Origin of the sequence: Pantoea sp. SS70 (genome assembly GCF_029866845.1) — a bacterium.
Classification (GTDB): Bacteria; Pseudomonadota; Gammaproteobacteria; order Enterobacterales; family Enterobacteriaceae; genus Pantoea; species Pantoea leporis.
In genome coordinates, this window is record NZ_CP117199.1 from 3,405,865 (window position 1) to 3,430,356 (window position 24,492).

Sequence of the window (24,492 nt, forward strand, 5' to 3'; positions counted from 1 at the left end):
TCAATAAAGAGAAAGGGGCACATCCCTGTGCCCTAACTGCATCCCTGCATCACAGAGCGATTACGCCGTATGGTTTTGGTGCGGTTGTTGCAGCAGCTCCTCCAGAGAAACGTTCACGCCTTCCAGCGTAATCAGCTGAGTGGTGCTGTAACCCGTACCGGTACCATCACGGTCAATGGAGAGCACCGTATTGCCATCTGAAGTATGATCCACTTTCACGAAATCATTAATATTACTTGTGGAATCATTCCAGCCGATAAGCAAGTTACTGACGTCAATTTTGTCGCCTTGCGCGACATTGAAGTCGGTCCAGGTATCGTGACCGTTACCGCCGGTAGCATCCGCACTCGCCAGTAAGTGATACACCAACGTATCTGCGCCGGCACCGCTGGTGATGGTGTCGTCGTAGGCACCGCCGGTTAGCGTGTCAGCCCCCGTGGTTCCTGTGATGGTTGGATGCAGCTCAATGGTGAACAACTGCGTGGTGATGGTGCCATCGCTCGCCGCCAGGGTGTAACTGAACACCTCTTTATGGGTAATGGATTGTCCATCCACGCCCGCATTCAGTGAATAGGTGTAGTTACCGTTGGCGGCAATACTCAGCACACCAAAGTCGCCGGCAATCGACGTCGTACCCACGCTGTGAACCGTGGTGATATCGCCGTGTTCATTAGTGATACTCAAGGTTCCGGTGTGCGTGCCCGATGCTGAACCGTAGATGCTGCCGCTGGCGTCGTGGTCATTGGTGGCTTCGGCCACCAGACTGCTGGTCGCCAGCAGCGTGCTGGTGGATGCACCGTTGTGCAGGTTCACCGTCAGGCTGGCCGAGGTCACCGCGCCGCTGGCATCACGCACCGAATAGGTGAAGACGTCGGTGGCTGGTACCAGATCGGCATCCAGTCCCGCCTTCAGCGTATAGGTGTAGTTACCGTGCGAATCGATGGTCAGCGTACCGTAGCTGCTGGTGATCACCGTGTTACCGGTGGCGGCAATCGCATTGCCAGTCACCTGGGTGACCACCGTACCGTTCGGCACCGTACCGGCGACGGAGCTGGTATCGTTGGTCAACAGGTTGCCGGTGACAGTTGCCGCCACGGTCAACGCCAGCGTCGTAATATCCGACGTGGTGGTGACGGTAGTCGATGGCAACACACCAACACCGGTGCTGGTGCCCAACAGCACGGCATAGTTACCTGTACCGAGGTTGCTGTAAGTCACGTTGCCACCGGTTTGTGTACCAATGGTCAGAACCGTGGTGATGTAGTTGGCGTTGCTGGATTTCAGCGCCCAGGTGCCGTTCGCCTGCTGTTGATAGAGGTACAAGGTATAAGTCGATGTCAGCGCCGCCAGGCTGGTGGCCGAGGCGTGTAATGTCACCGTGCGCGTATCCCCTGCGCCAACGTTAAACATATAGGCGTTAGTGCTGCTCAATACTCCCACACCCAGCACGCTGCCGAGGTTAACGCTCAGCAATGCGACGCTGGTCGAACTGGTATTGGCATTGGTGATGGTGCCGATTTGGGTGGTGTAATCCACTTCGTTGACATCATTCGCTGCCACGATTTGAATCGCACCGGTCAGCGGGGTGCTGGTCGATACGTTGCCTGCGCGGTCAGTCTGAATCACCGACAGCGAAGCACCGGTGGTTTGCGCCGTACTCAGGCTCACCGACCATGAACCGCCGCTGCCTACCGTCGTTGTACCCAGCGCGTTACCGCCCGCATCACGTACCGTTACCGTTGCCCCCACTTCACCGCTACCGGTGACCGTGGTACCGGCACCGTTGATTGCCAGGCCACTTACCGCCGCAGGCGGCACAGTATCGACGTTCACCGTCACCGCCGTGTTACCGATGCTGACGTTACCCGCCGAATCGGTCACCGTTACGCTCAACGGATGCGCACCGTTCGCCAGTGCGCTGGGGGTGTAAGTCCAGCTGCCACCGGCGCCAACCGTTACTGAACCCAGCGCGGTGGTGCCATCGTAGATGGTGACAATCGCGCCCACTTCCGCCGTGCCGTTCAGCACTGGCGTGGTGTCACGGGTGTACGCGCCATTGGTCAGCGTCACCGGCGTGCTGCCGGCGTCGTCGGTAATGGTGAGCGTACTGGCCGTTGGTGCCACAGTGTCGATGCGCAGCGTGGTCGAGGCGTTCGGGCTGACGTTGCCCGCCGCATCGGTTGCCGTCACGTTCAGCGTATGGGTGCCGTTGCTCAGCGCAGTCGAGACGAAGCTCCATGTGCCACCGCTGCCCACCGTGGTGGTGCCCAGCAGTGTGGTGCCGTCGTACACGCTGATTCGTGCCCCGACTTCGCCGTTACCGGTCAACAGCGGCGTGCTGTCGTTGGTGATGCCGTTATTCGGAATGGTCACCGCCGTGCTGCCGTTGTTATTGGCAGCGACCAGGTTGGTGACCGCCGCTGGCGGCGTGGTATCGATAATGACCGACGCCGACGTAGTCCCGCTGACGTTACCGGCCGTGTCCGTTACCGTCACGCTCAATGGATGCGTGCCCTGCGTGAGCGCGGCGGTGGTGAAGGTCCATGCGCCAGTGCTACCCGCAATCGCCGTGCCTAACAAGGTGCCACCATCGTAGATCGAGACGCGGCTGCCCGCTTCCGCCACGCCGCTCAACGTTGGCGTGGTGTCGTTGGTAGCACCGCCGCTCGGCACCACGGTACTGGTGACATCATTGGTGATCACCAGCGTTGACGCCGCTGGAGCCACGGTATCCACCGTAATGGAAACCGTCGCCGATGCCGCACTGGTGTTACCCGCGGCATCGGTCACCGTCACGCTCAGCGGATGGCTACCGTTGCTCAGGGTCGCGGTGGTGAAGCTCCATGCACCTGAACCATTGGCGGTGGTGGAACCAATCATGGTGGTACCGTCGTAGATGGTCACAATCGCGTTGGCTTCCGCCGTGCCGCTCAGGGTTGGCGTGGCGTCATCGGTAAAGGCACCGTTCGCCAGCGGCCCCTGAAGAGTGCCGACGTCATCATTGATCACCAGATTGGTCACCGGATTCGGCGCCACGGTATCAATCGTCAGGGTGGTTGAGGCGTTCGGGCTCACGTTACCCGCCGCATCGGTTGCCGTGACGTTCAGCGTATGTACACCGTTGCTCAGCACCGCCGAGACGAAGCTCCATGTGCCACCGCTGCCCACCGTGGTGGTGCCCAGCAGCGTGGTGCCATCGTAGACGCTGATCTTCGCGCCAATCTCGCCGGAACCGGTCAACAGCGGCGTATTGTCGTTGGTCACGCCGTTGTTCGGAATGGTCACCGCCGTACTGCCGTTGTTGTTGGCGGCCACCAGATTGGTGACTGCCGCTGGCGGCGTGGTATCGATGGTTACCGAGGCCGAGGTGCTACCGCTGACGTTACCGGCCGCGTCGGTGACCGTGACGCTGAGTGGATGCGTGCCGGTGGTGAGCACGCCGGTGGTAAAGGTCCATGCGCCTGTGCCATTCGCAATCGCCGTCCCCAGCAACGTCGCGCCATCATAAATCGACACGCGGCTGCCCGCTTCCGCTACACCGCTCAGCGTTGGGGTGTTGTCGTTGGTGGCACCACCGCTCGGCACCGTGGTGCTGGTGATGTCGTTGGTGATCACCAGCGTTGAAGCCGTTGGCGCCACGGTGTCTACCGTGATGGAAACCGGCGTGGTGGCGGCACTGGTGTTACCCGCCGCATCTTTCACCGTCACGCTCAGCGGATGCACACCGTTGCCTAGCGTAGCAGTAGTAAAGGTCCATGCACCGCCCGCGCCAGCCACCACTGAACCCAGCACCGTGGTGTCGTCGTAGATAGTGACAATCGCATTCGCTTCTGCCGTACCACTCAGCGTTGGCGTGGCATCATCGGTCACCGCACCGTTCGCCAGCGGCCCCTGAATGCCGCCCACATCGTCGTTGATCACCAGGTCCGTGACGGGCGCAGGTGCCACGGTGTCCACCGTCAGGGCAAGCGTCGCATTCGGGCTGACGTTGCCCGCTGCATCCGTCGCCGTGACGTTGAAGGTGTGCGGCCCCTCCGCCAGCGTTGGCGTGGTGAAGCTCCATGCGCCGTTAGTGCCTGCGGTAACAGAACCGATAATCGAGGTGCCATCGCGGATAATCACCAGACTGCCCGCTTCTGCCGTACCGCTCAGCGCTGGCGTGTTGTCATTGGTGCTGCCGTTATTGGCAATCGCCACCGGCGTGCTGCCGTTGTTGTTGGCCGCGGCCAGACCGGTTACCGCCCCCGGCGCGACGGTATCGATAATCACCGTGGCCGAGGTGCTGCCGCTGACGTTACCCGCCGCATCGGTGACCGTGACGCTCAGTGGATGAGCGCCTTGCGTCAGCACATCGGTTGTGAAGGTCCATGCGCCGTTGCTGCCTGCCACCGCCGTACCCAGCAGGGAGCTGCCATCGTAAATCGACACGCGGCTGCCGGCTTCCGCCGTACCGCTCAGCGTTGGCGTGCTGTCGTTGGTTGCACCACCATTCGGCACCGTGGTGCTGGTGAGATCATTAGTGATTAACAAGGTTGCGTTGGCTGGCGCCACCGTATCGACATTGACCGTGAAGTTGGTTGCCGCGCTGGTGTTACCGGCTGCATCGCGTACCGTCACGCTCAACGGATGCGATCCGTCGCTCAATGCGGCTGTGGTAAGGCTCCACGCACCATTGCTGCCCGCCACCACAGAACCCAGCACCGTGGTGCCTTCCGAGATAATCACGATGTTGCCAGCGGTAGCATTACCGCTCAGCGTTGGCGTGTTGTCATCGGTCGCCGCACCGCTGGTGAGTGCCCCTTGTGTTGCACCTACGTTGTCAGAAACCACCAGATCGGTGACTGGCGTTGGTGCTGCTGTGGTCACAGTGAAGCTGATCGCCGCATTCGGGCTGACGTTACCGGCGAGATCGGTCGCCGTCACGTTCAGGGTATGCAGACCATCAGCCAGCGTGGGTGACGTGAAGCTCCATGCGCCGTTGCTGCCTGCGGTGACAGAACCGATAACGTCGGTGCCATCACGGATCACCACCACGCTGCCTGCATCTGCCGTACCGCTCAGTGCTGGCGTGTTGTCATTGGTGCTACCCCCCGCAGCAATGGTCACCGGCGAACTGCCGTTGTTGTTGGCAGCAGTCAAACCGCTCACCGCCGTTGGTACGACGGTATCCACAGTCACCGTTGCCGTGCTGGATGCCGCGCTAGTGTTACCGGCGGCATCTGTCACGCGCACGGTGAGCGAATGGCTGCCTTCGCCCAGTACCGGTGAAATAAAGCTCCATGCTCCGCCTGTTCCGGCAGCAACCGAACCGAGCAAGGTCGTACCATCGTAAACGGTGATCACACTGCCCACTTCCGCGGTACCGCTCAGCGTTGGCGTGCTGTCGTTGGTCGAACCGCCATTTGGCACCACCGTGCTGGTGACGTCGTTGGTGACCACCAGCGTCGAGGCGTTGGGTGCCACGGTATCGACAGTGAGGTTCACGACATCAGAGCGCGGACCGACGTTACCCGCCGCATCCGTCACGGTGACGCTCAGCGCATGTCCGCCCTGACTCAGCGTTGGCGACGTGAAGTCCCACTCACCGCTACCATTGGCGACCGTTGAGCCGATAACCGTGTTGCCGTCATAAATCGTAACAATGCCGTTGGCTTCCGCGAGACCTGCGAGCCGCGGGGTACTGTCATTGGTGGCGCCATTGTTAGCAATGGGCACGGTTACGCCGTCGTTGTTATTAGCGGCAGAGAGGTTAGTTGCTGCAAGCGGTGCCACGGTATCAATAGTGAAATTCACCGTTGGCGAGTTTGCGCCCGGATTACCCACTGAATTGACCGTGGTGACATAGATGCCGTGCGGTCCATCATTCAGCGTTGGCGTGAAGGTCCACTGTCCGGTCGCACCGACGGTAACGCTACCCAACACCGTTGCACCATCGTGAATGGTAATCACATCCCCCACATCTGCCGCGCCGGTTAATACCGGCGTACCGTCCTTGATATTGGCGCCGTCATTCACGGTAACCAGTGAATTGCCGCTATCGTCGGTGATCACCAGCGTACTGACCGCTGGCGGCAGATCCGCTGCGATATTCAGCGTAAACGCCGGGCTGCTTGCCGCGCTGACGTTGCCTGCTACATCGGTCACTGTGAAGGTGAAGTTATGCTCGCCGTTAGAGAGCGCGCTGCCCGGCGTGAAGCTCCATATGCCGCCAGTAGCGATCACAGTGCCCAGCAGCGTGGTGCCATCGTAAACCGACACTCGGCTGCCCGCTTCAGCGGAGCCGCTCAGCGTTGGCGTGCTGTCATCGGTGGTGTCACCCGACAGCAACGGACCGGTGCTGCCCCCCTCATCGTCTGTTACGACAAGATTGCTGACCGTTGCCGGTGCAGCCGTATCAATATTAATCGTAATCGGTATCGCTTCCGGGCCCGTGGTGCCCGCAGCGTTGGTGACTGAAACGGTGAAGCTGTGCTGGCCATCATCTAAAGCCGCAGTTTCAAAGCGCCACTCGCCGTTGTCGCCTACCGTGGTGGTGCCAAGAAGATCGCTGCCCTCGTAGATGTTGATGATGGTGCCCGCTACACCGGTTCCGCTCAGCAAAGGCGTGTTGTCGTTGGAGTCACCGTCATCCGCCACCTGCACGGTGGTAGTGGCCGCATTATTGTAAATAGCGAAGCTCGACACCGCTGCCGGCGTAGAGGTGTCCACCGTCAATGATACCGAGGCATTGGCGCTCACGTTGCCCGCCGCATCGGTCACGGTGACATTCAGCGTATGGGTGGCGTCAGTCAGCGCGCTGGTGGTGATGCTCCATGCGCCGTTGCTGCCTGCTACGGCTGAACCCACTAAGGTGGTGCCGTCATAAACGCGAACGATCGCGTTGGCTTCCGCCGTGCCGCTGATGGCTGGCGTGCTGTCATTGGTAATGCCGCCATCGGCAATGGTCACCGGTGAGCCACCATTGTTATTTTGCAGCAGCAGATCGTCAGCCGGTTGCGGTGCGGTGGCATCCACCACCACGGTAAAGGTCGAGGATGGCGAACTGACGTTGCCGACCTCGTCGGTTACGGTGGCGGTCAGCGTATGCGAACCCTCAGTTAAGGTCGGTGAGCTGAAGCTCCAGGTTCCGCCCGCCGTTGCGGTGGTCGAGCCGATCACGGTGGTGCCATCATAAAGAGTGACCAGGCTGCCCGCTTCCGCTGTGCCACTCAGCAACGGCGTGTTGTCGCTGGTGGTGGCGCCGTTCGGCACCAGTACGGGCGTCCCGCTGTTGTCATTGTTCACCACCAGCGTGGCTGGCGCTGGAACCACGCTGTCGACGGTAAAATCAATCGCCGGTGACGCTGTACTCACATTTCCCGCCGCATCCACCACGGTGGTGCTCAGGCTGTGCGCGCCCTCATCCAGCGTGGGTGAGGTGAAGCTCCACTGGCCGTTGCTGCCCACCGAAGCGCTACCGATGATGGTTGTGCCGTCACGGATAATCACCGTGCTACCCGCTTCGGCGGTACCGGTGAGGAATGGCGTGTTGTCGTTGGTGGTGCCGTTGTTAGCAATCGGCACCGGCGAACCGCCGTTGTCGTTGTTCAGCACCAGTCCGGTTGCCGCAACAGGCGCAACGGTATCAACGTTAAAGGCGATTGCTGCGGAGGCAGGACCGACGTTACCCGCAGGATCGGTGACGGTCGCCGTCAGGCTGTGCGCACCTTCACCCAACGTTGGCGTGGTGAAGCTCCACTGTCCGTTACTGCCAACAATCGCGGTGCCCAGCACGGTAGCGCCATCCAGCACGGTCACGGTGCTGCCGGCTGCAGCGGTACCGCTGATCGCCGGTGTGGCATCGTTGGTGGTGCTGCCTGCCGCAATCGTAACCGGTGAACTGCCGTTGTTGTTGTTCAGCGCGATCGCGCCCGGCGCCACTGGCGGCGTGGTATCAATACTGAAGTTCAGGGCCGCGGACGGCGAACTGACGTTACCTGCAGCATCGGTCACCGTGGTGGTCAGGCTGTGATCGCCCTCGCCCAGCTCCGGCGAAGTGAAGCTCCAGCTGCCGCCGCTGCCGACCACAACCGAGCCCAGCACGTTGCTGCCGTCAGAAACAATCACGATGCTGCCTGCTTCAGCGCTGCCGCTCAACACCGGTGTGGTGTCGTTGGTAGCGCCGCCTGCAGCAATCGGTACCGACGTTTGGCCGGAATCATTGCTCAGTTGCAGCCCTGTCGCCGCATTCGGTGCCTCGGTATCGACGATAAAGGCGATTGCCGTAGACGGAGCGCTGCTGTTGCCTGCGGCGTCAGTGACGGTTGCCGTCAGGCTGTGCGCGCCCTGGCTCAGCGCTGGTGAAGTGAAGCTCCAGGTTCCATCGGTGCCAACAATCGTCGAGCCCAGCACGGTGGTGCCGTCACGCACGATGATGATGTTGTCCGCCTCGGCGGTACCGCTCAGCACCGGCGTGGTGTCGTTAGTGGCTCCGCCCGAGACGATTGGCGTTGGCGTGCTGCCCTGATCGTTACTGAGTACCACCGTAATCACGGCTGGCGGCGCGGTGGTATCGATAGTGACCGCGTACGGCGTAGAGGCCGGGCCGACGTTACCGGCCGGATCGGTGACGGTAGCGGTCAGGCTGTGCGCGCCCTCGTCCAGCGGATTGGCCGGAGTGAAGCTCCATTTGCCATCGGTGCCGACGGTGGTGCTGCCCAGTACCTCGGTGCCATCACGCACGGTGACGACGCTGCCCGCTTCGGCACTGCCGCTCAACACTGGCGTGGTGTCGTTGGTGCGACCGCCGGTATCAACAGGAATCGCCGTGCCGCTGTTGTTATTGCTGAGCTGCAGATCGGTAGCGGCGGCTGGCGGTGTGGTATCCACGGTAAAGGTAACCGGCGTGGATGCGCCGCTGCTGTTGCCCGCCGCATCGGTGACGGTGGTGGTCAGGCTGTGTGCGCCCTCGCCCAGCGCGATCGTTGGCGTAAAGCTCCAGTTGCCGTCGGTGTCCGCCGTGGCAGTGCCCAGCACGGTGGTGCCATCCAGTACGGTGATGGTGCTGCCCGCTTCGGCGCTGCCGCGCAACACGGGCGTGCTGTCGTTGGTGATACCGCCAGCGGCAATCGCCGTACCGCCATCGTTACTCAGTTGCAGACCGGTTGAGGTTGCCGGTGGCTGCGTATCCACGGTGAAGTTAATCGGCGCAGACGGATCGCTGACGTTACCCGATGCGCTGGTGACGGTGGTGGTCAGGCTGTGCGCGCCTTCGCTCAACGCCGGTGTGCTGAAGCTCCAGCTGCCGCCGCTGCCAACCACAACGGTGCCGAGCACGGTGGTGCCATCCAGTACGGTGACGGTGCTGCCCGCCGCTGCGCTACCGCTGAGCACCGGCGTGGTGTCATTGGTCGCGCCGCCGGACGCAATCGGAACTGGCGTGCCGCCGTTGTCATTGTTCAGCTCAAGATCATCTGCGACTGGCGGTTGGGCGGTGTCGATATTGACGACGATGGGGGCCGATGCCGGGCCAACGTTACCGGCCGGATCGGTGACGGTCGCAGTAAGCGTGTGCTCTCCCGCCGTCAACGGTGCGGTTGGGATCACGCTCCAGCTGCCATCACTGCCAACGGCTGCGCTGCCGATCACGGTCGTGCCATCACTCACCGTGACGATGCTGCCCGCTTCTGCGATGCCGCTCAGCGCAGGTGTGGTGTCATTAGTGGTGCCGCCAGCAGCAATCGGTACCGGCGTAGTTCCTTCGTTGTTGCTGAGTTGCAGACCCGTTGCCGCCGCAGGTGGCGTGATATCCACGGTGACCACAATGGGCGCAGAGGGCGCACCGGTGTTGCCCGCCGGACTGGTAACGGTGGCGGTCAGGCTGTGATTGCCCTCGTTCAGCGCTGGCGTGGTGAAGCTCCATGTTCCGCCGCTGCCGACAGTGACGGTACCGAGTACGGTAGCGCCATCAGAAACGGTAATGGTGCTGCCCGCTGCTGCGGTGCCGCTCAATACTGGCGTTGCATCATTGGTTGCCGCACCTGAGGGAATAGGAACAGACGTGCCGCTGCTGTCGTTACTCAGCTGCACACCGCCCGGTGCTGGCGGTGCCGTGGTATCGATGGTGAAGGTCAATGGCGCGCTGGCCGCGCCGGTATTGCCCGCCGCATCGGTCACGGTGGTGGTCAGGCTGTGTGAGCCATCGCCGAGCGCCGGAGAGGTAAAGCTCCAGTTGCCATCGTTGCCGACGGTCACCGAACCCAACGCCGTGCTGCCATCAGACACCGTCACGACGCTGCCCGGCTCCGCACGACCGCTCAACACCGGCGTGACATCGTTGGTGGTGCCGCCATCCGCGACCGGCACCAGCGTGCCGCTGCCATCGTTGCTCAGTTGCAAATCGGTCGCCGCTGCCGGTGGCGTGGTATCCACAATCACAATCACCACCGACGACGCAGGGCCGACGTTACCGGCCGTATCGGTGACGGTGGTGGTGAGATTGTGCTGCCCTTCAGTCAGCGGATCGGTTGGTGTAAAGCTCCAGTTGCCGTCGATGCCGGTGATTGCGGTGCCCAGCACCGTAGTGCCATCGCTCACCGTCACGGTGCTGCCCGGTTCGGCGGTGCCGTTCAGGGTTGGCGTGGTGTCGCCGGTGGTGCTACCTGAAGCCAGCGGCGTGCCGTCGTCGTTGGTGAACTGCACATTGCCCGCTGCGGCAGGCGGCTGGGTATCGATGGTCACCGTCACCGGCGTAGAAGCCGGGCCGGTATTGCCAGCGGCATCGGTAACGGTTGAGGTCAGGCTATGATCACCATCGCTCAGCGGTGGCGTGGTGTAACTCCAGCTGCCATCGTTGCCCACCGTGGTGGTGCCGAGCACGGTGGTGCCATCCGAGATGGTGACCGTACTGCCCGCTTCACCGCTGCCGCTCAAGGTTGGCGTGTTGGTGTTGGTGCTGCTGCCTTCCGGGATCGGCACACCCGCACCATCTTCCAGCGCCACGCCGGTTGGCGCGGTGGGCACCACGGTATCAATGGTGATGTTGATGGTTGGCGAATCGGTCTCCACGCCGGTCGTCGCGTTAGTGGCGACCGCATGGAAAGCGTAAGTGGCATCGGCCAGCGCCGCAGGTGTGAAGTTCCACTGCCCATCGCTACCCGCGACCGTGCTGCCAATGAGGGTGGTGCCGTTATACAGCGTGATCAGATCGCCCGCGCCCGCCTGGCCGCTAAGAATCGGCGTGGTGTCGTTAGTGCTGGAGTTGTTTGGCAGTTCAACCAGCGTGCTGCCGCTGTCGTCGGTCACCACCAGCAGGCTGCTGGTCGCCGGAACGCCAGCATCGACATTGAGGGTAAATACCGGCGACGACGGGCTAACATTGCCTGCCGCATCGGTGACGGTGGTGGTCAGGCTGTGTTGGCCGTTAGTCAGCGCGGCATCTGGCGTGAAGCTCCAGCTGCCGTCGCTGCCCGCTGTCGCTGAGCCCAGTAGCGTGGTGCCGTCATAGACGCGCACCACCGATCCCGCTTCGGCGGTGCCGCTCAGGGTTGGCGTGCTGTCGTCGGTGATGGTGCCCGAAGTCAACGGACCGGTGCTGCCGCCGACGTTATCATTGACCACCAAACCGCTGACCGGCGCTGGCGCGGTGGTATCTACGCTGAAGGCGATCGGTGTGGTCGCCGGGCTAACATTGCCCGCCGCATCGGTCACGGTGGTGCTCAGGCTGTGATTGCCCTCCGCCAGCTTCGGTGTGGTAAAGCTCCAGTTACCGTCGCTGCCGACCGTCACGGTACCCAACACGGTGGTGCCATCAAGGATAGTAACGGTGCTGCCCGCTTCCGCGCTGCCGCTTAAGACTGGTGTCGCATCATTGCTGGCCCCGCCGGCGGTAACTGGCTGCGTAATGCTGCCCGCATCGTTGGTGAGTTCCACGTCGGTTGCGGCATCGGGCGCGATGGTATCCACGGTGATGTTAATGGTTGCGGTATCAGTGACGTTGCCGTTGGCATCGGTAATGGTGCCGTGCAACGCATGCGGACCATTGCCTAAACCGGTGACATAGAAAATCCACTGACCGTTACTGCCCGCCGTGGTGCTGCCCAGCACGGTGGTGCCGTCATACAGGGTTATGATATTGCCGGGCCCCGCCAAACCGGTTAATACCGGGCTGTCATTGTTGGTGCTGCCGCCGTCAGTCAGCTGACCCACGGTATTGCCGTTTTCATCCGTCACTTCCAGCGACGATGTGGCTGGCGGAATAGCCGCATCAACGTTGATCACAATCGGCGGACTGGCTGGGCCGACGTTACCGGCGCTGTCCGTGGCGGTGACGGTGAGGGTATGGCTGCCATTGCTCAACGCTGGCGTGGTGAAACGCCATGTGCCGTCGGTGTCCACGGTGGTGTTACCCAGCAGCGTGGTGCCATCGTAAATACTGATGGTGGCATTCGGCTCGCCGGTGCCGCTCAGGGTTGGTGCGCGGTCATCGGTGGTATCGCCGGACGTTAACGGCCCTTGAACCGCGCCGACGCTATCTTCGATCACCAGATCGGCAATAACGGCTGGCGGCGTGGTATCCACTGTTAAAGTAACGGCTGGCGACGCCGGACCGGTGTTGCCAGCCGGATCGGTGACGGTGGTGGTCAAGCTGTGGTTGCCGTCACTCAGGGTTGGCGAGGTGAAGCTCCAGCTGCCGTCGCTGCCCACCGTTGCGCTGCCGATCACGTTGGTGCCATCCAGCACGGTAACGGTGCTGCCCGGTTCTGCGGTGCCGCTCAAGGTTGGCGTGTTGTCATTGCTGGTGCCGCCAGAGGCAATGGGTACCACAGTGCTGCCGCTGTTATCGCTCAATTGCAAGTCGCCAGCCGCTGCCGGCGCGGTGTTATCAATAGTGATGTTAAGGGTGCCGGAATCAGTCACATTGCCATTGGTATCAGTGGCCGTGGCGTGGAAGGCATAAGTCCCGTCAGCCAGCGCGGTAGCTGGCGTAAAGCTCCATTGCCCATCCGCACCCGCGACGGTGCTGCCGAGCAGCGTGGTGCCGTTATATAACTCGATGAGCGCGCCCGCCGAGGCCAGACCGCTCAAGGTTGGCGTGGTGTCCTGCGTGCTGGAACCTTCTGGCAACAGGCGAAGTGTGCTGCCGCTGTCATCGGTGATTTCCAGCGTGCTGGTGGTTGGCGGTACGCCAGCGTTGACGGTGAAGCCAACACCGGTTGTCGCCGGGCTGACGTTACCTGCCGCATCGGTCACCGTTACGCTGAGCGAATGGCTACCGTTGCTCAACGTTGGCGTGGTAAAGCTCCAGGTGCCGTCGTTGCCAACGGTGACGCTGCCGAGCAGCGTGCTGCCATCATAAATTTTGACGATGGCGTTGGCTTCACCGTTACCGGATAGCGTGGGTGTGCTGTCGTCGGTGGTGCCGCCCGCGGTGATTGGGCCGGTTGCAGCACCGACGTTATCGCTGATCACCACATTGCTGGCACCCGCAGGTGCCTGAGTATCCACGGTGAAGGCGATCGGCGTCGAGGTTGGACCCACATTACCTGCCGCGTCGGTGACCGTGGCGGTCAGGCTGTGACCGCCTTCGGTTAAGGTCGGCGCAGTGAAGCTCCATGACCCATTGCTGCCCACGATTGCCGTGCCGAGCACGCTATCGCCATCACGCACGATGACGGTGCTACCCGGTTCAGCGGTGCCGCTCAGCACCGGCGTGGTGTTATTGGTCGCGCCACCGGCGGCAATCGGTTGTAGCGTGCTGCCATCGTTATCGCTCAGCGTTACGCCACCGGCCGCAGCAGGTGCGACGGTATCCACCGTGATGGTGATAGTTGGCGTTTGCGTCACGCTGCCCGCGTTGTTATCGACGGTGGCGTGCAGCGCGTAGGCACCGTCAGCCAACGCAGTTGGGGTAAAGGTCCACTGACCATCGCTGCCCGCAACCACGCTACCCAGCACCGAGGTGCCGTTATACAGCGTGATCAGCGCACCCGCCGTCGCCAGGCCGCTCAGCGTTGGCGTGTTATCCTGAGTGCTGGCGCCGTTGCTGAGTTGCACCAGCGTGTTGCCGGAGTCATCGGTGATTTCCAGCGACGTTGTGGCCGGCGGAATAGCGGCCTGCACGGTGATTTCATAAGGGGCTGATGGCGCGCTGACGTTGCCAGCCGCATCGGTCACGGTCACCGTCAGGCTATGGCTGCCGTTACTCAGGGCGCTGGTGGTGTAACTCCAGCTGCCATCGGAACCCACGACCGCCGTACCCAGCAGCGTTTGCCCATCATAAACGCTGACAATCGCGCCCACTTCACCGCTGCCGGTAAGCGTCGGCGTGTTGTCATCGGTCGTCCCACCGTTATTTACTGTGCCGCCGCTGCCGCCTGAATTATCGTTAACCTGCAGGTCGATGACTGCTGCTGGCGCTTGCGTATCCACGGTGAAGGTGATGGTCGCTGGCGTGCTGACATTGCCCGCCGCATCGGTGGCGGTGATGCTCAACGTATGGCTGCCCTCGCCCAGCGTTGGGCTGGTAAAGCTCCATGTGCCGTTGCTGCCCACGGTGACACTGCCGAGCACCGTATCGCCATCGCGGATGGTGATAATCGAGCCCGCTTCCGCCGTTCCGCTCAGCACTGGCGTGGTGTCTTTGGTCGCGCCGCCGTTGGTGATGGGCTGCGCAGTCGAGCCGCTGTTGTTAATGACGCTCAGGTCGCCAACCGTTGCGGGCGCCACGGTATCCACGGTGAAATCCACCGGATTGGTCGCTGGGCTGGTGTTCCCCGCCGCGTCGGTGACGGTAGCGGTCAAACTATGCTGACCCTCCGCCAGCGCTGGCGTGGTAAAGCTCCAGCGGCCATCAGCGCCAACGGTGACAGTGCCGAGCAGCGTGCTGCCATCGTAAATGCTGACAATCGCGCCCGCTTCAGCGGTGCCGCTCAGCGTGGGTGTGTTGTCATCGGTAATGGCACCCGCGCCAATCGCGCCCTGATACGGACCTACGGCGTCGTTGATCACCAAATCCGTGATGGCGGTTGGCGGCGTAGTGTCGTTTTCACCGGGATCGGTGGGATTGGTTGGGTTGGTAGGATTAGTTGGGTTGGTGGGATTGCCGCCGTTGTTACCGTCATCGGGATTGGTCGGCGAGGCATTACCGCCACCACCACCTGAACCGGCAAACAGCGCACCTAAGCCCGCCAGGGCCGCACCACCGATACCAAAGGCAGCAAAGGTGCCGTTATTGGTGGTGTTTTCCGCTAACAGCCCTTCGGTGCTGTCGATTGAAACGTACTGGAAACCTTCTGTACCGGGATCTTCAACCCACCACATGGCGCCGCGATCGTCCTGCAGAACCAGATCGCTATCGCCATTCGGGCTGTAAAAATTATGAATAACAACCACTTCACCAGACTTCGTGGTGACGACTAAATCATTACCATTGCGTGTGAAAGACTTAATATCAGACTGATTAAGATGCAGCTTCACCAAACTCGGAGCGGTCAAATTAACTTGATTTCCACTCAGCTCAGAAGCAACGGTCCCACCTTTTGGGGTTACTGAGATATTATTCATGTTATCGAGATCCCGCAGTTTCCATAATCACGCCCGGCATCAGCAGACACCGGCTTTTACAGCGAATAATCGCGACGATTATTCACTTCTTCTCTTGATCGATTTCATACAGGCTAAGAATGAAATCGCGTTGAGTTTTGTTTAGCCGCCATCCTGATAACTGATTGGTTTTATTTCTTAAAATCACCACGGGAAAAATATATTTGTTCTCAAGCGGCCGGGCACACATGACGTGAAACGCATAAAGCCCAGGCTTTGACATTTTTTCACTTCCCCGAGGGATGAAACCAACTCAATAATTTCAGGATTAAGCTAATAAATCATCGAGATAGACGCTCTGCCACAAATAGCCCTGCATGCCATAAATTGCTTTATGCGACAGCAGGTCGACCTGTTGTTGATTTTCAACACCCTCAACGATGACGCCGTTGCATAATTCGTTGAGATGGTCGAGCAGAATGTCAAAGGTGCGACCGTCGCCAAATTGCCAAAAAAATTCTTTGTCAATCTTGACGATTTCAAATATTCCGCTATCAAACATGGAAAGGTTGGAATAACCCGGACCAAAGTCATCGAGCCATAAAGGGGCCGGCGTCACTTTCGCGACACCTTTTAAAATCAACAGATCGGCGCTATTAAATCGCGCGGTGAAGAATGCTGATATTTCCAGACGCAACAGCGTCAGTTGAGCCAGTTTTTCTTGCATTTCAGCATCTTTAAAAATGCTGGCTACGATATCTCTATCAACATTGACACTGACAATCTGGTCGAACCCTTTCTGGTATAGCTGAATAAGTTTTTCGATCTGGTGGAGGAATAACTGCCATTTAACGTCAGCAGAAAGCTGACTGAAGAACCCAACATCCCTTTCAGGGTTACGCTTATTATTGATATCTGCGTCGTCTGCAAGACGCGTTAACAATTCCCTGGCAATCACCTGGCCGGATAAATCGTAAACCGGCTCCAACAAGAACACTGTCTTCGGTTGATTGCTCATTTCATATCCTTACTGCAACTGCCTGATAGCCTTAAAATGTCAGGATTTCTCATGTAAGAAGTAAGGTAAACATTGATAAAACTTAATGTCTTAACTGAAGGTTAACGTACTACTTACACTTTGAGAAATAGATTTCAGTAAACACTTTAGGTAACTTCAATCGTTTAAATCAATCAATAACGTAAGTAAATTTCTCTAAAATTCACAAAAGCTCAGAAAATTCTTAATCTAATTTAACTTATCTTTTACTTTAATAGATCTGTAAAAACATTATCGAATTGAAAAATAATGATAAAAAAAGATTCTGCACGATTTGATGGCTCTCCTTAACTCAAATTGCAAAATGTTTTATCTGGCATCTATGATTCCAAAAAGCGCCAATAACCACTAATTTCCATAGTGACTATTAAAATATTAATGTTTAAATTTTTATTATGCATTGCAAAGAATACATAACAGAATAACTGCTTAATCCATGATGAATCAGTAAGTAAGGTAAGGATATTAAGAAAATAATCAGCGTTGCCGACTCGCTTTATTAGAGAAAAGAAGGAGATAGCATTTGGGGAGGTAAATGTGGGATTTACGTGGCGGGTTACAAATAAGCCAAAGGTGATCGTCTTCACAAATCAAATTAAATTATTGTTGCCAGGCGCGGATATAGCAGGAAAAGCGAAAACCGAGCCCTTGCGAGCTCGGTTTAAGAGCAATTAATTACTCATCTTCTAAATAGGTATAACCGTACAAGCCACTCTCGAATTCAGACAAGAATTGCGCGCGCAGCTCTTCATCTATATCCGTTTGTTGCGTTACCTGATCGCGGAACAGCGTCATCAAATCGTTAGGATTCAGCTGCACGTACTCAAGCATATCCGCTACGGTATCGCCCTCATCCGACAGCTGAACTTCCACGCTGCCATCCGGGAACGCAAACACATCAACCGCTTCGGTATCACCGAACAGGTTATGCATGTTGCCGAGAATTTCCTGATACGCGCCCACCATAAAAAAGCCGAGCATCGGTGGATTGTCGATGTCGTATTCCGGCATCGGCATGGTGGTGGCAATGCCATCGCCATCGACGTAGTGATCGATGGTGCCATCGGAGTCACAGGTGATGTCGAGCAACACCGCGCGACGCTTCGGCATTTTATTCAGCCCTTCCAGCGGCAGCACCGGGAACAGCTGATCGATACCCCACGCATCCGGCATTGACTGGAACAGCGAGAAGTTGACGTAAATCTTATCCGCCATGCGCTCCTGCAGCTCATCAATGATCGGGCGATGCGCGCGGTTGCTGGGATCGAGATGCTGCTGAATGTAGTGGCAGATGCTCAGATAAAGCTGCTCTGCCCAGGCGCGCTGGCCGAGATCGTAGGTGCCTGATGAATAACCGGTATGGATGTCGAACAGATCCATTTGGCTATCGTGCAGCCATTCGCGCAGCGAACGACGCACGTCGGGTTCGTGCATCTCCTGCCACGTATCCCACAGGCTCTGAATCGGACGCGGTGAATCGGCATCCGGTGCCACCGGCGTGCTGAACTCGTTACGCTCAACACCAATGATGTTGGACACCAGCACGGTGTGGTGCGCCGTCACCGCACGACCTGACTCGGTGATCACGGTTGGATGTTCCAGCCCGTTCTCTTCACAGGCATCGCCAATCGCCCAAATCACGTTGTTGGCGTATTCGTTCAGACCGTAGTTGACCGAGCAGTCTGACTGCGAGCGGGTTCCTTCATAATCCACGCCCAAACCGCCGCCCACATCGAAGCATTTGATGTTAACGCCCAGCTTCGCCAGCTCCACGTAGAAACGCGCCGACTCACGCACGCCGGTCGCGATGTCGCGGATGTTGGACATTTGCGAACCGAGATGGAAGTGCAGCAGTTGCAGGCTATCGAGACGGCCCGCTTTGCGCATGATATCGACCAGCTGTAACACCTGCGATGCTGCCAGACCAAACTTCGATTTTTCACCGCCGCTTGACTGCCACTTGCCTGAGCCCTGCGACGCCAGACGCGCACGGATACCGAGACGTGGAATCACATTCAGACGCTCGGCCTCTTCCAGCACCAGACGCACCTCGGTCATCTTCTCGATCACCAGATAGACTTTGTGGCCGAGCTTTTCACCGATCAGCGCCAGACGAATGTATTCGCGGTCTTTATAGCCGTTGCAGACAATCACCGAACGGGTTTTGCCGGCGTGGGCCAGCACAGCCATCAGCTCGGCTTTCGAACCGGCTTCCAAGCCTAGCGGTTCGCCAGAGTTGACCAGCGACTCAATCACGCGCTTATGCTGATTCACCTTGATTGGGTAAACCAGGAAGTAATCACCTTTATAGCCGTAAGATTCACGCGCGCGTTTGAAGGCGGCATTAATCGAACGCAGACGATGCTGGAGAATCTGCGGGAAGCAGAACAGCGCCGGCAGACGTTGACCGTCGGCTTCGCGCTCTTTCACCAGCTTCGCTAAGTCAACGCGCACTTCCGGCTGATCCGGATCGGGACACACGCTGATGTGCCCCAGCTCGTTGACGTCGTAATAGTTGTTTCCCCACCAGGCAATGTTGTAGGTACGCAGCATTCTGCTCGCTTCCTGATCGTTCATCGCCACCTCCTGCATGGAGCGGAGTACACCTTGTTCGCCAGCTGACGAACCCTTGATATTCTTCATGTCGTCAGACATCGCGAACCTCAATTTTCCGTTGAAATATGAATTTGTTACCGAGTTTTGTCATGGTGGCGCCAGGTAAAAATTGCCTCATCCTGCTTGCTGCCTCTGTAAGGTTGCACTGTGCAATGCTGACTCTAAGTGTAAAACACCGCGCCAAAGTCGGGGCAAATAGCCTGAGACTTCCACGGTCAGTAGACAGCGAAATAGAGTAATAGATGCAGAGAAATGTTAACCGGCGCGCGTGTCGGGAGAATGAACACAACGTCGATAAGAGAAAAGAACGGGTTTGGAGTGTGAAAGGAGTGCCAGCGCGCCGGAACAGCGCAGTGAACCAAAGCGAGAGAAAGAGTGGTTCATTACTTTAATCACCTCCATCGCCTGCTTAAAGCATGCGAGAAACGGCTTGGGTGAAGGTCAGATTAAATGGCATCTGACAGCGCGACGCACGGCGGCGTCATCCTTTGCGGCTGTGGTCGACAGCAGCGGCGTTTTATACAGCCACGCGGGGTAAATTGCAAAATCTTTGTCAGTAACTGCGCGCGGTGTCAGGAAATGATTCCACTTAGGATGTTGCGGAAAATGCGGGATCGGAAAAAGCACTGGAAAAGTGCTCACTGAGTAACCTAGAATAGCCGTCCAGATGGTTTTCCATCTAAACTGATTAACATTCAGGCGGTGTGAGTTAATGCTCTCGCTGCCACTGCTTGCGGCTTTGCCTGAAGGGGCGTCGAGTCGGTCTGATCCCGCTTACGCTATGCAGTCGTATTCAAACCATTTTTAAGGTAAAGAACAGAATGGCTAAACACCTTTTTACATCTGAGTCCGTATCAGAAGGACATCCTGATAAAATCGCTGACCAAATTTCCGATGCCGTGCTGGATGCGATCCTTGAGCAGGATCCTAAAGCGCGCGTGGCCTGCGAAACTTACGTGAAGACCGGTATGGTGCTGGTGGGTGGTGAAATCACCACCAGCGCATGGGTGGATATCGAAGAGATCACCCGCAATACCGTACGTGAAATCGGCTATGTCCATTCCGATATGGGCTTTGATGCGAACTCTTGCGCAGTGCTGAGCGCGATTGGTAAGCAATCTCCAGACATCAATCAGGGCGTTGACCGTACCGATCCGCTGGAACAAGGCGCGGGCGATCAGGGCCTGATGTTCGGCTACGCCAGCAACGAAACCGATGTGCTGATGCCAGCGCCGGTCACCTACGCGCACCGTCTGGTGCAGCGTCAGGCTGAAGTGCGTAAAAGTGGTTCACTGCCGTGGCTGCGTCCGGATGCAAAAAGCCAGATTACCTTCCAGTACGATGACGGCAAAATTGTCGGTATCGATGCAGTTGTACTCTCGACCCAGCATGCTGAAGATGTGACCACCGCCGATCTGCGTGAAGCGGTGATGGAAGAGATCATCAAGCCGGTTCTGCCGACTGAGTGGATCACCGCCAGCACCAAATACCACATCAACCCAACTGGCCGTTTTGTCATCGGTGGTCCAATGGGCGACTGCGGTCTGACCGGTCGTAAAATTATCGTTGATACTTACGGCGGCATGGCGCGTCACGGTGGCGGCGCGTTCTCAGGTAAGGATCCGTCAAAAGTCGACCGTTCTGCCGCTTACGCTGCACGTTATGTGGCGAAGAACATCGTCGCGGCTGGCCTGGCTGACCGTTGTGAAATCCAGGTTTCTTACGCCATCGGCGTGGCTGAGCCAACCTCGATCATGGTCGAAACTTTCGGTACCGAGAAAGTCTCCACCGAGCAGCTGACGCTGCTGGTGCGCGAGTTCTTCGACCTGCGTCCATACGGCCTGATTCAGATGATGGATCTGCTGAAACCGATCTACAAAGAGACCGCAGCATACGGTCACTTTGGTCGTGAGCACTTCCCGTGGGAGCAGACTGACAAAGCCGCGCAGCTGCGCGAAGCGGCGGGTTTGAAGTAACAGACTCCTCTGCGGGCTGATGCCCTCACCCCGGCCCTCTCCCACGTGAGAGGGAGACGCTGCACGATTTGACATTGAAGCTCGCTCTTGGCGGGCTTTTTTTTATGCCTTTGCATCGTCAGGCACATTTTTCTCCGCCGTCTACACTTCTTTCACCTCGCTTACAACTTAGTGATAACGATTACATTTTGAAATCCTTTATCAATCGGCAATTTAGAGATTTTTCAGCGTAGTTATTACTCTGAAAATGCGTTATTTTCAGCGTCGTCTGATAGCCGGTATTTAGTGCGATGTCAGAAACTTAAAGGGTGCTATACCTTACTGGTTACGTAACTATTTCGGGCGGAAAATGCTGGATTGCAGGGTTTCAGCGTGTGTAACCGATTACACTGATGTGATCTTACTCACTTTTTTCCGCCGACAGGTTTCATAACATTGATAACAACAACGATGGATAAACTTTGGAGGCTTCATGCCTGGTAATAATCACAAGAGCAGAACTTCAAATAAGGTCATGACCTTGTTTGTCTGCTTCTTAGCGGCGCTGGCCGGCTTGCTGTTTGGTCTGGATATCGGTGTTATCGCCGGTGCTCTGCCTTTCATCGCGAAAGACTTTAACGTCACTGCCCACCAGCAAGAGTGGATCGTCAGCTCAATGATGTTTGGTGCTGCCGTCGGTGCTGTCGGCAGCGGCTGGATGTCATCGCGTCTGGGTCGTAAAAAGAGCCTGATGGCCGGTGCGATTCTTTTCGTTATCGGTTCACTGTGGTCTGCGGGTGCAACCAGCCCGGAAATGCTGATCGCCGCGCGTGTGGTGCTTGGCCTGGCCGTGGGTGTTGCCTCTTACACCGCGCCGCTGTATCTCTCGGAAATCGCACCAGAGAAGATTCGCGGAAGTATGATTTCGCTGTATCAGCTGATGATTACCATCGGTATTCTGGCGGCGTATCTCTCCGATACCGCGTTCAGCGACGCTGGCGCATGGCGCTGGATGCTGGGCATCATCACTATTCCTGCGGTACTGCTGCTGGTTGGCGTCTTCTTCCTGCCCAACAGCCCACGCTGGCTGGCGGCTAAAGGTGATTTCCGCAGTGCTGAGCGCGTATTATCGCGTCTGCGTGATACCAGCGAGCAAGCAAAACGTGAACTGGATGAAATCCGTGAAAGCCTGAAAATTAAACAGTCGGGCTGGCAGCTGTTCCAGAGCAACAGCAACTTCCGCCGCGCAGTGTTCCTTGGCGTGCTGTTGCAGGTGATGCAGCAGTTCACCGGCATGAACGTCATCATGTACTACGCACCGAAGATCTTCGAAATCGCTGGCTTTGCCAACACCACGCAACAAATGTGGGGCACGGTGATTGTTGGTCTGGTGAACGTATTGGCGACCTTTATTGCTATCGGTCTGGTGGATCGCTGGGGCCGTAAACCTACGCTGCTGCTGGGCTTCCTGGTGATGGCGCTGGGTATGGGCATTCTCGGCACCATGCTGCACATCGGCATCCATTCTCAAGAAGCGCAATACTTCGCGGTGGCGATGCTGCTGATGTTCATCATTGGTTTTGCGATGTCTGCTGGCCCGCTGATTTGGGTACTGTGTTCCGAGATTCAGCCGCTGAAAGGCCGCGACTTCGGTATCACGGTGTCCACCGCGACCAACTGGATTGCCAACATGATTGTCGGTGCTACCTTCCTGACCATGCTGAATACGCTGGGCAACGCGCCAACCTTCTGGGTTTACGCCGGTCTGAACGTGTTCTTCATTCTGCTGACGCTGGCGCTGATTCCAGAGACCAAAAACGTTTCGCTGGAGCACATCGAGCGCAACCTGATGTCCGGCAAAAAACTGCGCGATATCGGTCAGAAGTAATCCCGATGAGCGAATGCAAGGGCTGCCAATTGGCAGCCCTTTTTATTTGAGATCGTTCCGGCAACCTTTTATGCTGCCCTCCATGAAAACACCGCGCCTTCCCATCGCCTTACAACAAGCCGTTATGCGCTCGCTGCGCCACTATTTACAGCAGGCCAACGAAAAGCTGGAACGCCGCTTTGATGAGCCCTCGCTGGTTTATCAGCAGCGCGGCACCGCTGCGGGCACCGCATGGCTGGAGAAGTGGGAAATCCGCATCAATCCGGTGCTGCTGCTGGAGAATCAGCAGGCATTCGTTGATGAAGTGGTGCCGCACGAACTGGCGCATCTGCTGGTGTGGAAAACCTTTGGTCGCGTGCCGCCGCACGGCAAAGAGTGGAAATGGATGATGGAGAGCGTGCTCGGCGTGCCTGCGCGCCGCACCCACCAGTTTGAAATCGCCTCGGTGCGCAGCAACACCTTCCCCTATCGCTGCCGCTGTCAGCAGCATCAGCTCACCGTACGGCGCCATAATCGTGTGCTGCGCGGAGAAAGCGAATATCGCTGTGTGCACTGCAAATCCCTGCTGCAACCCGGTGAGTATTTATCGAATTAGTTCAGCAACCTAGCCTAATCTCATATCCCGTGCGTCATCATTCTGTTACCCTGCCGCCCTTTTTCAGGACCAGGTTAATTTTTGGAATATGTCTCGCAAAACGTTGCTGTTACTTACCTTGTTAGTTGCCCCACTTAGCGCTTACAGCCTCAGTTTCACTCACTATCATCAAAACAATTTTAGTCAGGCCAAAGCCTATGCCGCGCAGATCAACGCAGATGCGCCCGCCGACTTTTACTGCGGCTGCAAAATCAGCTGGCACGGCAAAAAGGGCGTACCGGATCTAAGCAGTTGCGGCTACAGCGTGCGTAAGAACGCCAATCGCGCCGAACGCATTGAGTGGGAACATGTGATGCCCGCGTGGGAGTTCGGCCATCAGCGTCAGTGCTGGCAAAACGGCGGCCGCAAAAGCTGCAGCAAAGATGCCGATTACCGCCGCATTGAGAGCGATCTGCATAACCTGCAGCCGGCGATTGGTGAAGTGAACGGCGACCGTAATAATTTCCAGTACAGCCAATGGAACGGCGGCGAACAGCAGTACGGTCAATGCAGCATGAAGATCGATTTTAAGCAGAAACTGGCGCAGCCGCCGGAGCGTGCGCGTGGCGCCATTGCCCGCACTTACTTCTATATGCGCGACCAATATCACCTGCGCCTGTCGCGTCAGCAAACCCAGCTGTTTACCGCGTGGGATAAGCAATATCCGGTGACGAGCTGGGAGTGTGAGCGCGACAATCGCATCGCCAAAGTGCAGGGAAATCACAATTCCTACGTACAGCAGGCTTGCCAGCGCTAAAAGCGCTACCCTACACTAGCTTTTTTCGATTGCGCCGTGTCCGCTGACACGGCATAACGCTGG

At 57.9% G+C, this 24,492-nt stretch carries 7 protein-coding genes; 4 read left to right on the plus strand and 3 right to left on the minus strand.

The annotated features are described in order from the left end of the window. Positions 1-60 precede the first annotated feature (60 nt). From PO881_RS15680 to speA, 3 genes are all read right to left on the minus strand, one after another. Positions 61-15,543 carry an Ig-like domain-containing protein gene (locus PO881_RS15680; protein ID WP_280172046.1) on the minus strand — a complete coding sequence of 5,161 codons (15,483 nt, stop codon included), beginning with the start codon at positions 15,541-15,543 and terminating at the stop codon, positions 61-63. A 307-nt stretch (positions 15,544-15,850) separates the two neighbouring features. After that, positions 15,851-16,540, minus strand: a complete 690-nt coding sequence (locus PO881_RS15685) for an EAL domain-containing protein (protein ID WP_222234740.1) — start codon at positions 16,538-16,540, stop codon at positions 15,851-15,853. A 714-nt stretch (positions 16,541-17,254) separates the two neighbouring features. Beyond that, on the minus strand, positions 17,255-19,234 hold the full coding sequence (gene speA / locus PO881_RS15690) for a biosynthetic arginine decarboxylase (RefSeq protein ID WP_101761914.1): 1,980 nt from the start codon (positions 19,232-19,234) through the stop codon (positions 17,255-17,257). 782 nt (positions 19,235-20,016) lie between these two features. Here speA and metK point away from each other — a divergent pair. The 4 genes from metK (at position 20,017) to endA (ending at position 24,429) form a co-directional block, all read left to right on the plus strand. Beyond that, positions 20,017-21,171 carry a methionine adenosyltransferase gene (gene metK / locus PO881_RS15695; protein ID WP_061720231.1) on the plus strand — a complete coding sequence of 385 codons (1,155 nt, stop codon included), beginning with the start codon at positions 20,017-20,019 and terminating at the stop codon, positions 21,169-21,171. 472 nt (positions 21,172-21,643) lie between these two features. Then, positions 21,644-23,038, plus strand: coding sequence for a sugar porter family MFS transporter (locus PO881_RS15700; RefSeq protein ID WP_110868021.1), 1,395 nt, complete (start codon positions 21,644-21,646; stop codon positions 23,036-23,038). 82 nt (positions 23,039-23,120) lie between these two features. Next, a complete protein-coding gene (locus PO881_RS15705) occupies positions 23,121-23,633 on the plus strand; it encodes a SprT family zinc-dependent metalloprotease (protein WP_277974072.1) in 513 nt (170 codons plus the stop codon). A gap of 88 nt (positions 23,634-23,721) precedes the next feature. Further along, the gene (gene endA, locus PO881_RS15710; protein WP_277974073.1) at positions 23,722-24,429 is read left to right on the plus strand and encodes a deoxyribonuclease I; all 708 of its coding nucleotides are present in this window, start codon (positions 23,722-23,724) and stop codon (positions 24,427-24,429) included. Positions 24,430-24,492: the final 63 nt, after the last annotated feature.